Source organism: Streptococcus pneumoniae (genome assembly GCF_001457635.1).
In the GTDB taxonomy this organism is placed as follows: domain Bacteria; phylum Bacillota; class Bacilli; order Lactobacillales; family Streptococcaceae; genus Streptococcus; species Streptococcus pneumoniae.
The window spans coordinates 1,893,017-1,907,776 of sequence record NZ_LN831051.1; the positions used below are offsets into that span (position 1 = coordinate 1,893,017).

The following is a 14,760-nucleotide window of genomic DNA, read 5'->3' on the forward strand; positions in this document are numbered from 1 at the left end:
ATCCCTATTATACAATCTTTTTGTAAATCTATCAAACGCTTACATTTCTTTTTCGAAATTCAGAAAAGTATGAATAAGCTAGCAAAAAGAGCTCTGAAATAGAGCTCTGTGAATGAAGGTAAGAAATTTTTCATTCGATTTTTTCAATTATTAGAAATTAAGCTTTCAATGTAGATGCATATTTGTTTGCAATCTCAATCTACCGACTAAAAAGGTCCCCCGGACTATATTGATGATTACTTCGTAATCTTCATCTGCCGACTAAAACAATCCACTGGATTGTTTTAGCCACCTAGATATGCTTTTCTGACTTCTTCTGATGAAGCGAGTTCTTTTCCTGTCCCTGATAGGACGATTTTTCCTGTTTCCAATACATATCCTCGGTCAGAGATTGCGAGTGCTTTATTGGCATTTTGTTCAATCAAGAGGACGGTTGTTCCTTGCTTCTGAATATCTTGAATGATATCAAAAATCTCTTGGATGAAGATTGGGGCAAGTCCCATTGATGGTTCATCTAAAAGAAGAAGTTTTGGTGTTGACATAAGAGCGCGTCCCATGGCAAGCATTTGTTGTTCCCCTCCTGAAAGAGTAGCTGCATCTTGGTTCTTACGTTCTTCAAGACGAGGAAAGCGTGAGAAAACCTTCTTCAAGTTTGCTTGATTTTCTTCACGATTTTTCTTTAAGAAAGCTCCCATTTCAAGATTTTCCATAACAGTCAAGCCAGGAAAGACGTGGCGTCCTTCTGGAACTTGTGAAAGACCACCTGCCACGATTTTCTGAGCTGGCATTTTTTGGATTTCTTGACCTAAAAATTCAATCTTTCCTGAACTTGGTCGAACCAAACCTGACAAGGTGCGAAGAATAGTTGTCTTACCTGCACCGTTGGCACCGATAAGGGAAACAACTTCTCCTTCATTAACTTCAAAGCTTACATCACGGACTGCTTGGATCATACCGTAATGCACAGAAAGATTTTCAACTTTTAACATAGACATTAGGCTTCACCTCCTAGATAAGCTTCGATAACGCGTTTATTGGTCTTAATTTCGTCTGGAGTTCCTTGAGCAATTAAACGGCCATATTCAAGTACGTAGATACGTTCTGTTACTTCCATGACCAGATTCATATCGTGTTCAATCAACATGATTGTAATCTTAAATTCATCTTTGATACGACGAATTAACTCAGTCAATTCGGCTGTTTCCTGTGGGTTCATACCTGCTGCTGGTTCATCTAAGAAGAGAATTTTAGGTTCCGTAGCAAGGGCACGAACAATTTCCAAACGACGTTGTTGTCCGTAGGAAAGATTTTTAGCAAGAGTCTCTGCATCACCATCTAAATCAAAGATTTTCAACAATTCCAAAGCTTTAGCCTTTAATTCTTTTTCACTCTTGTAAAAAGCTGGTAAGCGTAAGAAACTAGTAAAAACATGCTGTTTGTGATGGTTTCCAAAAGCAATCAAAACATTATCTAAAACTGTTAAATCTTTAAAGAGACGGATATTTTGGAAAGTACGTCCAAGTCCCAAAGAGGCAATCTTATAAGGTGATTTCCCATTCAAAAGGTGACCATCTAGGGTTACTGTTCCCTCGCTTGGTTCATAAACACCGGTCAAAAGGTTGAAAAGGGTGGTTTTCCCAGCTCCGTTTGGACCGATTAATCCAACCAGTTCCCCTTCGTTCAATTCAAGAGTCACATCTCCAACAGCTGTTAGACCACCAAAATGTTTGGTTAACTGTTTTACTTCAAGTAATGCCATTAGTTTTGTTCCTCCTTCTTAGATTTTTTAAAGAAACGTGATAGGCTCAGTTCCCACGTTCCAAGGAGTCCACCTGGTCTGAAAATCATTACCAATACCAAGGCCAAAGCGTAAATAATCATACGCACACTAGCAACATCTTGGAGAAGCATATTTAAAATTCCCAGAACAATAGCCGAAACAATCGCACCTGTAATGGAACCGAGTCCACCAAATACAACAATAATCAAAACGTTGATTGAGTTGATGAAGGTGTAATCTTTCGGTACAACAGACCCGATAAATCCTGCCTGAAGTGACCCAGCAATACTTGCAGTAATGGCACCAAAGACAAAAGCGATGATTTTAATTTTAGTCGTATTAACCCCAACTGACTCAGCAGCGATTTCATCTTCACGAACAGAGAGGGTTGAACGACCAATTGGGCTACGCAAGAAGTTCAAGGTTGCAATGGTTGTAATCACGACAAAGAAGTAAACCATTTGCCAAGTTGTAAAGTTAGGAATCCCTAAAATACCTGCCGCACCATTTGTAAGGCTTCCACCATTGATGATAAAGATACGGATAATTTCAGAAACACCTAGAGTTGCTACCGCAAGATAGTCCCCCTTCAAGCGCAAGGTTGGAATGCCGACAAGTAAGGCAACTGCTCCTGAAAGCAAAGCCCCTACAAGCATAGCTCCAAAGAAGGCACCGTAGGTTGGTGATTTAGAACCAATAATAGCTGCTGCATAGGCACCAATCGCCATGAAACCAGCATGACCAAGTGAAAATTGTCCTGAAAAACCAACGATTAAGTTGAGACCAACAGCCAAAATAATATTAATTCCAATTTGTTGTAAAATCTGTACATAGAATAGATTAAGTACTCCGACTGAAACCAGTACACTAATCAAGCTATAGCCAGCTAACAAAAGGAGTAACCATAGAATATTAACTTTTAAATTTTCCTTCATCGTTTACACCTTCTCTTTCACATTCTTACCAAGGATACCAGCTGGGCGGACAATCAAGATCAACAACAAGATTCCATAAACAATGGCATCACGGAAATCTGACATCCCAAAGGCAGTCGCAAAGGTTTCCAATAGACCAATCACAAAGCCACCAAGAGCCGCACCAGGAATAATTCCGATACCACCAAGTACTGCGGCAACGAAAGATTTAAGACCTGGAGTAACCCCCATCAAAGGCTCAAGAGAGTTATAATAAAGAGCAATCAGAACACCAGCCGCACCCGCAAGAGCAGAACCCAAAGCGAAGGTAAAGCTAATCGTACGGTTTACATTGATCCCCATCAATTGCGCCGCGTCGCTATCTACTGATACTGCACGCATGGCTTTCCCCATCTTAGTCTTTTGGACAATGACTTGTAACAAAATCATCAAAATCAAGGAAATGCCCAAAATCATTAACTGCACATTTGTTAAGCTAATTGGTCCCAAATCATATCGAACTGTTTGAATCGCTTGAGGGAAGGCACGGGTATTGGCACCAACCAGATAGACCATTCCATACTCCAATAGGAAAGAAACCCCAATAGCCGTAATCAAAACAGCAATACGAGTAGAGTGGCGCAAAGGTCGGTAAGCAAGAAACTCAATCACGACACCAAGAATAGCTGTCGCTAGCATAGCTACAATAAGCGCTACAAAGAAATTCATTTGGAAAGAATTGATCAAGAAATAACCGATAAAGGCTCCCATCATATAAATATCACCATGGGCGAAGTTGATGAGCTTGATAATTCCGTAAACCATGGTATATCCTAGGGCTAACAGCGCGTAAACACTACCTAGAATCAAACCATTTACGAGTTGTTGGAGCATAAGATTCACTCTTTCTATTTATAATTCCGAGGGGTTTCCCTCACTTTTTGATAGGTTCTTATACTCAATGAAAATCAAAGAGCAAACTAGGAAACTAGCCGCAGGTTGCTCAAAGCACTGCTTTGAGGTTGTAGATAAGACTGACGAAGTCAGTCACATATATAATCCAAGGCGACGTTGACGCAGTTTGAAGAGATTTTCGAAGAGTATTAAATATCGAAACAGGGAGTGAGTCAAAGGCTCATTCCCTATTTCAACATTTTTCTATTATGGTTTTACAACTTCTGCTACTTCAACTTTACCATTGTTCATGGTCATCATGTAAGCAGTTTTGACTGTGTTGTGGTCTGCATCGAAGCTTGTTTGACCAGTTACACCTTCAAAATCTTTTGTTTTAGCAAGGTTATCCTTGATTTCACCTGAATTTTTAGCACCTTTTGCTGCGTTTGCTACAAGGTGAACTGAATCATAAGCCAAGGCTGCAAATGTTGAAGGCTCTTCATTGTACTTAGCACGGTAAGCGTCAAGGAAGGCTTTAGCTTTAGCTGAAACTTCTACAGTAGTTGAGAAGCCTGAGATAAAGTAGATGTTTGATGCTTTTTCAGCAGTTGCTTGTTGTACAAACTCCTCACCGTTGAATCCATCACCACCAACGATTGGTTTGTCAATTCCCATGCCACGCGCTTGGTTTACAATCTTACCAGCCTCATTATAGTAACCAGGAACAACGATAGCATCAAAGTCTTTCCCTTTCATTTTTGTAAGGGCTGCTTGGAAGTCTGTGTCACCTGCTACGAAAGTTTCATCTGCAACGATTTCACCCTTGTATGACTCGCGGAAAGATTTTGCAATCCCTTTAGCATAGTCACTGGCATTGTCAGTGTAAAGAACAACTTTCTTAGCATTTAATTTTTCAGAAACATAGTTTGAGATAATTTTTCCTTGGAAGCTATCTTGGAAAGTTCCAATAAAGAGGTAATCTTGACCTTTAGTCAATCCATCTTGAGTCGCACTTGGTGAGATCAATGGAACACCTGCTTTTGTAGCGTTCGCTACCGCAGCTGCAGTCGCACCAGATGTCGCAGGTCCTACGACTGCTGATACTTTAGATTGGGTTACAAGGTTAGTTGTAACTGAAGCAGCCTCAGCTGTTTCAGACTTATTATCTTTATCGACTACTTCGATTTGTTTTCCATCGATACCACCTGCGGCATTGATTTCATCAACAGCCAATTGGGCACCTTTTTGTTCAGCTGTTCCGTATGCAGCTAAAGAACCTGATTCTTCAAAGTTAAACCCGATTTTAATTGTCTTTTCCTCTACTGAGTTACCAGCAGTGTTGACTGCTCCAGACTTCACTTCTCCACAGGCTGCAAGAAGTGCTACACTTGCAAGCGCCACAAACGATAGGGCAAATTTTTTCTTCATCTTTTTGTCTCCTTATTTCTTAAATAGTCTGTTAAGAATATACCGAATTATCAGAAAATTGTCAATGTTTTCCTTGAACTTTTTCGATGATAACGTTTTCCTATCGATAAAGATTGCCCACAAAGGGTGTTTCCAACTCTTGGATATGACAAACCCTAACTTTTTTAATAAATTTTTCCTTGCTCAAGCGTCCGACCAATTGCTCCACTTCTTGAGTTGGAACATAGAGTTGTAAGTAACGATGTTTCTTGGAATGATAGGTAATATCTCCATAATCCTGCAGTTTTTTGGCATCACGATTATAGTAAAGATAGATAATCAAGCCAGAGCGATTGACTTTTTCAAACATGATAAATCCTCTTTCTAAGAAATCTCTCCCTATTATACCAAAAAAAGCAAACCCAGTCGAGTTTGCCTTCTATCATCATTAGTTCAATGAATTGTTGGCCATAATTTCATCAATAAAGCCATATTCAAGTGTTTCATGGGCGCTCATCCAGTTATCACGTTCTGCATCTGCATGGACTTTTTCCATTGACTGACCTGAATTTTCAGCCAAGATTTTTTCCAAGGTATTACGAGTTTTGAGCAAGTGTTCTGCAGCGATACTCATATCAGTTTGTTGGGTACCACCACCTGTACCGCCCATTGGTTGGTGAATCATGTATTCAGCATTTGGAAGCATGAAACGTTTGCCTTTTGCTCCACTTGATGCGATGACAGTCCCCATAGATGCAGCCATTCCCATAACAATGGTTTGGACATCTGCCTTGATAAAGTTCATGGTATCTACGATTGCCAAACCAGCTGAAACAGAACCACCTGGTGTATTGACATAAAGGTAAATATCTTTTGTACTATCTTGGGCATCCAAGAAAAGCAATTGGGCAATAACAGAGTTAGCCATATTGTCTTCAACCGGACCTGTCAGCATAATGATGCGGTCTTTGAGAAGACGTGAGTAAATATCGTAAGAACGTTCTCCACGGCTTGTTTGTTCAATAACTACAGGAATCATTCATTTCTCCTTTTGAGTTTTAATTTTGTTGGTCAAATGACTGAAGATAAGACTATTATAATATCTTGGTCAAAAAAGGTCAAATTTTTGCTCTGCTTTCATTAGACAGAAACAAAAACCCAACCTCCTTTCGTGACTGGAAATACTTTTCCAAGTCATTCTTCTTTTCGATCTTATTTTGTACCGAACAAGCGGTCTCCAGCATCTCCAAGACCTGGAACGATATAACCGTGTTCGTTCAAACGTTCATCCAAGGCTGCTGTAAAGATTTCTACATCTGGATGAGCTTCTTGAAGGGCTTTTACACCCTCTGGAGCAGATACAAGGCAGACAAATTTGATATTTGATGCGCCACGTTTTTTAAGAGAATCAACAGCCAAGATTGCTGAGCCACCTGTTGCCAACATTGGGTCTACTACAAAAATTTGACGTTGGTCAATGTCCTCAGGCAATTTCACCAAGTATTCAACTGGTTGAAGTGTTTCTTCATCACGGTACATACCGATGTGGCCAACTTTAGCAGCTGGAACCAAGCTCAAGAGACCATCAACCATCCCGATACCTGCACGCAAGATTGGGACGATGGCCAATTTCTTACCTGCCAATTGTTTTTGAACTGTTTTTGTAATTGGTGTTTCGATTTCCACATCTTCTAGTGGAAGATCACGAAGTACTTCATACCCCATCAACATTGCAATCTCATCTACTAGCTCACGAAAAGCTTTTGTAGAAGTATCTGTACGACGCAAGATTGACAATTTGTGTTGAATCAGTGGGTGATTAATAACTTCAATTTTTCCCATTTTTGGAATTCCTTCTTTCAATTTATTCTTCTCATTATACCAAAAAACGGTTTAAAAATCTTTCTAAACCATTTATTTTTGATAATTTTTACATTAGATCAGCCTCTTTAAGAGCTGTCTGTACTGTCTCAAGTGGTAAATGGGTCAATTCTGTCCCTTTTTCTTGATAAAGGTATTGGGCGTAGTCGTCCATTCGGTACTGGTTGATATAAACCACGCGCTTGCAGCCGACCTGAAGCAATTGTTTTGTACAGTTGAGACAAGGAAAATGGGTTACATAGGCTGTAAAGCCTTTGGGAACACCACGCTCAGCACCTTGAAGGATAGCATTGACCTCAGCGTGAAGGGTGCGAACACAGTGGCCTTCAATGACCAAACATTCGTGATCAATACAATGCTCAGTCCCTGACACCGAACCATTGTAACCAGTGGAAATAACCTTATTATCTTTTACCAGAATCGCGCCCACTTTAGCACGTTTACAAGTGGAACGATTCGCAATTAGTAGGGCTTGGGCTGCAAAATACTCATCCCAGGCCAGTCTTTTTTCAGTCATCTCTTTTCTCCTTTTTCTCTATTTTTTAAAAAATGGTAAACCTAAATCTGCAATCTTTTCAGCTGGTACCTTCATGCCATCCTTGATCCATTTTAGAAGGACAGAGACGATGGCTGAGCTCCAGAAGGAATGAAGATAAGAGCTGACACCTTTTGATTTCCCATGGTATTTTTCTAGAAATTCCTGCATGGCTTGGACAAAGATTTTTTCCAGATGGTAATCCAAGGCCAATTGAATTACTCTAGCTTCCTTTCTGGCCTCCCGGAAAAGGTGAACCCAAACCAAATAAAGGTCTGTCTTTAAATCGTAATGATGCAGCTGTTCCATAATATTGTGGACAGTTCGTTTAAAGACGCTCTCTAAAATTTCCTCTTTGGAGTCATAATTGCGATAAAAGGCCGCACGCGAAACACCTGCACGTTTGACCAATTCAGAAATACTAATCTTGGTCAGCTCCTTTTTTTCCAAGAGTTGCAAGAGAGCTGTTTCAATGGCTTCTCTGGTTAATAAATTGGATTCTTGATTTGATTTTCTGAGATTTTCAAGAGACTTTTCAGAGATTCTACGTTCAGACATAACATTTTCTTTCTACTTGTCACAACAGACGGATGATGCTTTTGTTTCAAGAGTTTTCATGATATAATTGTAAAAAAAGACAGAACCTTTGTCAATGTATAACTGACAAAGATGGAGAATTTCTATGACTTGGAAGATTATTGCTGACTCTGGTTGTGATTATCGTCAACTGCCAACACCAGCTATTAACACAACCTTTGTAAGTGTCCCCTTAACCATTCAAGTAGCTGATCAGGTCTTTGTTGATGACGCCAGTCTCGATATTGACCAAATGATGGAAACCATGTATGCAACTGCAGAAGCTTCAAAATCAGCTTGTCCAAGCCCAGATGACTATTTGCGAGCATTTGAAGGTGCCGAAAACATTTTCCTAGTAACCATCACAGGTACCCTTTCTGGCAGTCACAATAGTGCTCAACTAGCAAAGAATATTTATCTGGAAGACCATCCTGACACTAAGATTCATGTGATTGATAGTTTATCTGCTGGTGGTGAAGTTGACCTACTCGTAGAAAAATTGAATGACTTGATTGACCAAGGCTTGTCTTTTGAAGAAGTGGTTGAAGCTATCACCGCCTATCAAGAAAAAACTAAGTTGCTCTTTGTCCTAGCCAAAGTCGATAACTTGGTGAAGAACGGCCGTTTGAGCAAGCTTATCGGTACGGTCGTTGGCCTTCTCAACATTCGTATGGTCGGAAAAGCTAGTGAAACTGGAACTCTCGAATTGCTACAAAAAGCAAGGGGATCAAAGAAATCAGTTCAAGCTGCCTATGATGAGTTAGTAAAAGCTGGATATGCTGGTGGCCGTATTGTCATGGCCCAACGCAATAACGAAAAATGTTGTCAACAGCTCTCAGAGCGAATCCGTGAAACCTTCCCACAAGCGGATATTAAAATTCTACCAACCTCTGGTCTCTGCAGTTTCTATGCAGAAGAGGGCGGTTTGCTGATGGGCTATGAAATTGATTAATTGCATTCTTGACAAGAGGTGACCATCATCTCTTGTTTTTTTGTGGTACAATAGAGCTATGAAACATTTTGATACTATTGTCATCGGTGGGGGACCTGCTGGTATGATGGCTACTATTTCCAGTAGCTTTTATGGACAGAAAACCCTCCTCATCGAAAAAAATCGGAAACTTGGAAAAAAATTAGCTGGGACTGGTGGGGGACGTTGCAATGTGACCAACAATGGTAGCTTAGACAACCTGCTAGCTGGAATTCCTGGAAACGGACGCTTTCTTTACAGTGTTTTCTCCCAGTTCGATAATCATGACATCATCAACTTTTTTACAGAAAATGGTGTTAAACTTAAGGTCGAAGACCACGGACGCGTCTTTCCAGCCAGTGACAAGTCTCGGACTATTATCGAAGCTTTGGAAAAGAAAATCACCGAACTAGGTGGTCAAGTTGCTACTCAAATAGAAATCGTTTCTGTTAAAAAAGTAGATGACCAGTTTGTCCTTAAGTCAGCGGATCAAACCTTCACTTGTGAGAAACTCATTGTCACAACAGGTGGTAAGTCTTATCCTTCGACTGGTTCGACTGGTTTTGGTCACGAGATTGCTCGCCATTTTAAGCATACCATCACCGATCTTGAGGCTGCTGAAAGTCCTTTATTAACAGATTTTCCACATAAAGCCTTACAAGGGATTTCTCTGGACGATGTGACCCTAAGTTATGGTAAGCATGTCATCACTCATGATTTACTCTTTACCCACTTTGGTTTGTCAGGTCCTGCTGCCCTACGCATGTCTAGCTTTGTCAAAGGTGGGGAGGTTCTCTCACTCGATGTTTTGCCTCAACTTTCTGAGAAGGACTTGGTTACATTTCTAGAAGAAAATCGGGAAAAATCCTTGAAAAACGCTTTAAAAACCTTGTTACCAGAACGCTTGGCCGAATTTTTTGTACAAGGATATCCTGAAAAAGTCAAACAACTGACTGAAAAGGAACGAGAACAACTTGTCCAGTCCATTAAAGAACTTAAAATTCCTGTAACTGGAAAAATGTCCCTTGCAAAGTCCTTTGTTACCAAGGGTGGAGTCAGTCTCAAGGAAATCAATCCTAAAACCCTTGAAAGTAAGCTGGTACCTGGTCTCCACTTTGCAGGCGAAGTTATGGATATCAATGCCCACACGGGTGGCTTTAACATCACTTCTGCCCTCTGTACCGGCTGGGTGGCGGGAAGTCTGCATTATGATTAAAGATTAAAGGTTGTGAAGAATGAACAGAAGAGAGGCAGTCGAATTTGTTAACATGTGTATGATTAAAAACGGAGATAAGGTCCTGGTCCAAGACCGAGTTAGTCCCGACTGGTCTGGCATTACTTTTCCTGGTGGTCATGTTGAACGTGGCGAATCCTTTGTCGATGCTGTCATTCGTGAAGTGAAAGAAGAAACTGGTCTGATCATTTCCAAACCCCAACTCTGTGGTATCAAAAACTGGTATGACGACAAGGATTATCGTTATGTCGTCCTTTTTTACAAGACAGAACACTTTACTGGTGAACTCCAGTCTTCAGACGAAGGGAAAGTTTGGTGGGAGGACTTTGAAAATCTTTCTCATCTAAAACTTGCAACCGATGATATGTCTGATATGCTTCGTGTGTTTCTAGAAGAAGATCTCAGTGAATTCTTTTACTACAAAAACGGTGACGACTGGCTTTATGATTTGAAGTAAAAAATAGGCTAGGAAATTCCTAGCCTATTTATTCTGCATTTGTCTGAACGTAAGCCGCAATGGCATCTGACGTGTACTGGGCTGTTTCAGAACCAAACTTGTCAATGTTTTCCTTAAACTCTGGGTTGTAGACGTAACCTTTACCGATATGACCGAATACCTCAATAGAGCAGTCAAATCCATAAGTGCGAATGGCTTGCAAGAGCTTGGCTGCTTGCTCCTGGTTTTCGGTTGCTGTTGCAGGTAAACCAACTTGAAGATTTTGTGCCAAAGTTTGAAAGACTTGGTTAAAGGCGGCCGTAGCCTCGTCTTCGTGACCTTTTTGGCGTTCGAGCGCTTGTCCCATGACTTCTTGACCATATTTCTCTACCGCTTCTTGGTGGTATTTTTGATTGTCTTGATAGCTAAATCCCGTGAATTTTTCCTCAATGGTCATTTTTCTTTCTCCTTTTTGTTCTTGAATAGTTTTTTGCAAGGTGGAAATCAAGGTATCCAGATGTTGCCTTTCGCGAGTTAGATAGTCCAACTGCCTAGTCAAATGGGGCAATAAATCTGTCCTTTCTTCCTTTAACAGTTCTGCTATTTTCTCTAAAGAAAAGCCTAGATATTTGTAGTAAAGAATGACCTGAAGGCGTTCCAAATCCTCTTGACTGTAGGTTCGATAGCCGTTTTCCGACTTTAAGGGGACCAAGAGTCCTATCTTGTCATAGTGATGCAGGGTCTTGACAGAGACACCTGAAAGCTGCGCAGCTTCTTTTATATGGTACATGATTTCCTCCTTACAATGATAGTATAACCCCTCCCCTTAGGTCAGAGTCAAGCGTTTTTGAGAAAATTTTTTAACTTTTTTGAGAAAGGTGTGAAAACTTGAAAATGATTTTCTTGACGGACCTTAGAAAACATAATAGGATAGTCAAGTCTATCAATCAAACAGAAGGCTATTTGACAACTCAAGTAGCTTTTTCTTATTTTGAAAAAGGAGATCAGAGTTTAACTATGTCAGAAAAATCACAATGGGGGTCGAAACTTGGCTTTATTCTAGCATCTGCTGGCTCGGTCATCGGGCTTGGTTCCGTTTGGAAGTTTCCCTACATGACTGCTGCTAATGGCGGTGGAGGCTTTTTACTAATCTTTCTCATTTCCACTATTTTAATCGGTTTCCCTCTCCTGCTGGCTGAGTTTGCCCTTGGCCGTAGTGCTGGCGTTTCCGCTATCAAAACCTTTGGAAAACTGGGCAAGAATAACAAGTACAACTTTATCGGTTGGATTGGCGCCTTTGCCCTCTTTATCCTCTTATCTTTTTACAGTGTTATCGGAGGATGGATTCTAGTCTATCTAGGTATTGAGTTTGGGAAATTGTTCCAACTTGGTGGAACGGGTGATTATGCTCAGTTATTTACTTCAATCATTTCAAATCCAGCCATTGACCTAGGAGCTCAAGCAGCCTTTATCTTATTAAATATCTTTATTGTATCACGTGGGGTTCAAAAAGGGATTGAAAGAGCTTCGAAAGTCATGATGCCCCTGCTCTTTATCATCTTTGTTGTTATCATCGGTCGCTCTCTCAGTTTGCCAAATGCCATGGAAGGGGTTCTTTACTTCCTCAAACCAGACTTTTCAAAACTGACTAGCGCTGGTCTCCTCTATGCTCTGGGACAATCTTTCTTTGCCCTCTCACTAGGGGTTACAGTCATGTTGACCTATGCTTCTTACTTGGACAAGAAAACCAATCTAGTCCAGTCAGGAATCTCCATCGTAGCCATGAATATCTCGATATCCATCATGGCAGGTCTAGCCATTTTCCCAGCCATGTCAGCCTTCAATATCCAGTCTGAAGGGGGACCCAGCCTGCTCTTTATCGTCTTGCCTCAACTCTTTGACAAGATGCCTTTTGGAACCATTTTCTACGTCCTCTTCCTCTTTGCGACTGTCACTTCTTCTGTCGTGATGCTGGAGATCAATGTGGGCAATGTCACCAACCAGGATAACAGCAAACGTGCCAAATGGAGTGTTATTTTAGGAATTTTGACCTTTGTCTTTGGCATTCCTTCAGCCCTATCTTACGGTGTCATGGCGGATGTTCACATTTTTGGTAAGACCTTCTTTGACGCTATGGACTTCTTGGTTTCCAATCTCCTCATGCCATTTGGAGCTCTCTACCTTTCACTTTTTACAGGCTATATCTTTAAAAAGGCTCTTGCAATGGAGGAACTCCATCTCGATGAAAGAGCATGGAAACAAGGACTGTTCCAAGTCTGGCTCTTCCTTCTTCGTTTCTTCGTTTCGTCATTCCAATCATCATCATTGTGGTCTTCATTGCCCAATTTATGTAATCAAAAAGAACTTGAGTAGTGAACTCAGGCCCTTTCTTTTTATGGATGGCTAACAATCAATTCCAAACCTTGCCCTTCCAGAGTCCAAGCTTCAACATCACTTGGTAGGATAAAGTGGCTGCCTTTTTGAATTGGATAATTTTTCCCGTCAACAGTTAGCTGACCTTGACCAGCTAAGACACTCAATAAACTGTAGTCAGCTGTCTTTTCAAAGTCAACTTTTCCAGTAATTTCCCACTTGTAAACTGCGAAGAAATCATTAGATACAAGGAGAGTGGAACGCAAATCATCTGCTTTAACAGTTACAGGACGGCTATTTGCTGGCTCACCAATGTTCAAGACATCGATGGATTTTTCAAGATGAAGTTCACGCAAGTTGCCTTTGTCATCCTTGCGGTCAAAGTCATAGACGCGATAGGTGGTATCGCTAGACTGCTGGGTTTCAAGGATTAAGATACCCGCCCCGATAGCGTGCATAGTCCCGCTTGGTACATAGAAGAAATCTCCAGCCTTAACAGGGACTTTGGTCAACAAGTCATCCCAGTTCTTGTCCTCGATTTGCTGGCGGAGTTCTTCTTTTGACTTGGCATTGTGACCGTAGATAATCTCTGAACCTTCATCCGCTGCGATAATGTACCAGCATTCTGTTTTTCCGAGTTCGCCTTCATGCTCGAGTCCATAAGCATCGTCTGGGTGAACTTGGACACTGAGCCAGTCGTTGGCATCGAGGATCTTGGTCAAAAGTGGAAATACAGGTTCTGGACGATTGCCAAATAATTCACGGTGTTCCGCATACAAAGTAGCAAGATCTGTTCCCTCGTAACGACCATTGGCAACTTTAGAGACTCCATTTGGATGGGCTGAGATGGCCCAATATTCTCCGATTTTTTCACTTGGGATGTCGTAGCCAAACTCATCACGTAGCTTGGCTCCACCCCAGATTTTTTCTTGCATAACTGATTGTAAAAATAATGGTTCTGACATGTCGATCTCCTGTCTGATTTTTCTCCCCTCATTATAGCAAAAAAAGAGTTCGAATTGAACTCTTTTTTACATCTTATAAAGCAGGGAGAAGATTTTATAAAAATAGTAAACAAATGTGCTCTACCCGATGCTTGCACCATTGCTATCAATGACATCCTTGTACCAATAGAAGGACTTCTTCTTGCTACGTTTGAGAGCTCCGTTTCCTACATTATCTCGATCTACATAGATAAAGCCATAGCGCTTATTCATTTCCCCTGTGCCAGCTGAAACTGGATCGATACAGCCCCAAGTCGTATAACCAAGCAAGTCAACCCCGTCTTGGTAAATGGCATCTCGCATGGCCTTGATGTGGGCCTCTAAGTAAGTAATCCGATAGTCATCTGCTACATAACCATTCTCATCCGGTGTATCCATAGCACCTAGTCCATTTTCTACGATAATACTAAACTAAAATCAAAAAGCATTATATAATAGTGATATGAAATCAACTAAAGAAGAAATCCAAGCCATCAAAACACTTTTAAAAGACTCTCGTACAGCTAAATATCATAAACGCCTTCAAATCGTTCTATAGTAAAACGAAACAAGAATAGGGCAAATCGATCAGGACAGTCAAATCGATTTCTAACAATGTTTTAGAAGTAGAGGTGTACTATTCTAGTTTCAATTTATTATATTTCGTCTGATGGGCAAATCTTATAAAGAGATTATAGAACTTTTATAGTAGTTTGAAATAAGATGTGAACAACTCTATCAGGAAAGTCAAATTAATTTATAGAAATATTTTAACAG

General features: G+C 40.7%; 16 protein-coding genes and 1 pseudogene. 4 read left to right on the top strand and 13 right to left on the bottom strand.

Going from position 1 to position 14,760, the window contains the following annotated elements; translation table 11 throughout:
- Positions 1-284 precede the first annotated feature (284 nt).
- The 10 genes from AT689_RS10045 to AT689_RS10090 all read right to left on the bottom strand — a co-directional run bounded on the left by AT689_RS10045 (position 285) and on the right by AT689_RS10090 (position 7,969).
- Positions 285-995 (bottom strand): ABC transporter ATP-binding protein, encoded by a 711-nt coding sequence (locus AT689_RS10045; protein WP_000062219.1) that lies wholly within the window; start codon positions 993-995, stop codon positions 285-287.
- Positions 995-1,759, bottom strand: a complete 765-nt coding sequence (locus AT689_RS10050) for an ABC transporter ATP-binding protein (protein WP_001186003.1) — start codon at positions 1,757-1,759, stop codon at positions 995-997. Before AT689_RS10050 ends, AT689_RS10045 begins: the two co-directional genes overlap by 1 nt.
- Complete coding sequence (locus AT689_RS10055) at positions 1,759-2,715, bottom strand: branched-chain amino acid ABC transporter permease (RefSeq protein WP_000662293.1); 957 nt, start codon at positions 2,713-2,715, stop codon at positions 1,759-1,761. Before AT689_RS10055 ends, AT689_RS10050 begins: the two co-directional genes overlap by 1 nt.
- A gap of 3 nt (positions 2,716-2,718) precedes the next feature.
- Positions 2,719-3,588 carry a branched-chain amino acid ABC transporter permease gene (locus AT689_RS10060; protein WP_000941426.1) on the bottom strand — a complete coding sequence of 290 codons (870 nt, stop codon included), beginning with the start codon at positions 3,586-3,588 and terminating at the stop codon, positions 2,719-2,721.
- Positions 3,589-3,855: 267 nt separating this feature from the next.
- Positions 3,856-5,016, bottom strand: coding sequence for an ABC transporter substrate-binding protein (locus AT689_RS10065; protein ID WP_000726147.1), 1,161 nt, complete (start codon positions 5,014-5,016; stop codon positions 3,856-3,858).
- A gap of 100 nt (positions 5,017-5,116) precedes the next feature.
- Complete coding sequence (locus tag AT689_RS10070; RefSeq protein WP_000462126.1) at positions 5,117-5,365, bottom strand: YlbG family protein; 249 nt, start codon at positions 5,363-5,365, stop codon at positions 5,117-5,119.
- Between the two features lie 78 nt (positions 5,366-5,443).
- Positions 5,444-6,034: an ATP-dependent Clp protease proteolytic subunit ClpP gene (gene clpP / locus AT689_RS10075; RefSeq protein WP_000613479.1), complete on the bottom strand. Its 591-nt coding sequence runs from the start codon at positions 6,032-6,034 to the stop codon at positions 5,444-5,446.
- Positions 6,035-6,207: 173 nt separating this feature from the next.
- Complete coding sequence (gene upp / locus AT689_RS10080) at positions 6,208-6,837, bottom strand: uracil phosphoribosyltransferase (RefSeq protein WP_000515974.1); 630 nt, start codon at positions 6,835-6,837, stop codon at positions 6,208-6,210.
- An 88-nt stretch (positions 6,838-6,925) separates the two neighbouring features.
- The gene (locus AT689_RS10085; protein WP_000136976.1) at positions 6,926-7,393 is read right to left on the bottom strand and encodes a deoxycytidylate deaminase; all 468 of its coding nucleotides are present in this window, start codon (positions 7,391-7,393) and stop codon (positions 6,926-6,928) included.
- 18 nt (positions 7,394-7,411) lie between these two features.
- Complete coding sequence (locus tag AT689_RS10090; RefSeq protein WP_000004139.1) at positions 7,412-7,969, bottom strand: TetR/AcrR family transcriptional regulator; 558 nt, start codon at positions 7,967-7,969, stop codon at positions 7,412-7,414.
- Between the two features lie 124 nt (positions 7,970-8,093).
- On the opposite strand from AT689_RS10090, the gene AT689_RS10095 reads away from it, so the two are divergent.
- From AT689_RS10095 to AT689_RS10105, 3 genes are read left to right on the top strand one after another with little or no spacing between them, the layout of a single operon-like run.
- The gene (locus AT689_RS10095; protein ID WP_000219933.1) at positions 8,094-8,939 is read left to right on the top strand and encodes a DegV family protein; all 846 of its coding nucleotides are present in this window, start codon (positions 8,094-8,096) and stop codon (positions 8,937-8,939) included.
- Positions 8,940-8,997: 58 nt separating this feature from the next.
- Positions 8,998-10,173 carry a BaiN/RdsA family NAD(P)/FAD-dependent oxidoreductase gene (locus AT689_RS10100; RefSeq protein WP_000680053.1) on the top strand — a complete coding sequence of 392 codons (1,176 nt, stop codon included), beginning with the start codon at positions 8,998-9,000 and terminating at the stop codon, positions 10,171-10,173.
- Between the two features lie 19 nt (positions 10,174-10,192).
- Positions 10,193-10,648, top strand: coding sequence for an 8-oxo-dGTP diphosphatase (locus AT689_RS10105; RefSeq protein WP_001823744.1), 456 nt, complete (start codon positions 10,193-10,195; stop codon positions 10,646-10,648).
- A gap of 28 nt (positions 10,649-10,676) precedes the next feature.
- On the opposite strand, the gene AT689_RS10110 is transcribed toward AT689_RS10105, so the two are convergent.
- A complete protein-coding gene (locus AT689_RS10110; protein WP_000274790.1) occupies positions 10,677-11,417 on the bottom strand; it encodes a MerR family transcriptional regulator in 741 nt (246 codons plus the stop codon).
- Positions 11,418-11,521: 104 nt separating this feature from the next.
- Between AT689_RS10110 and AT689_RS10115 the strand changes: the two genes are divergently transcribed.
- Positions 11,522-13,000, top strand: a complete 1,479-nt coding sequence (locus tag AT689_RS10115; RefSeq protein ID WP_001844893.1) for a sodium-dependent transporter — start codon at positions 11,522-11,524, stop codon at positions 12,998-13,000.
- 20 nt (positions 13,001-13,020) lie between these two features.
- Here AT689_RS10115 and manA read toward each other — a convergent pair whose 3' ends face one another.
- Together manA and AT689_RS10125 are read right to left on the bottom strand one after the other, a co-directional pair.
- Positions 13,021-13,965: a mannose-6-phosphate isomerase, class I gene (gene manA / locus AT689_RS10120; RefSeq protein ID WP_001294282.1), complete on the bottom strand. Its 945-nt coding sequence runs from the start codon at positions 13,963-13,965 to the stop codon at positions 13,021-13,023.
- 120 nt (positions 13,966-14,085) lie between these two features.
- A pseudogene (locus tag AT689_RS10125) lies at positions 14,086-14,406 on the bottom strand (family 1 glycosylhydrolase); the annotation flags it as partial.
- Positions 14,407-14,760: the final 354 nt, after the last annotated feature.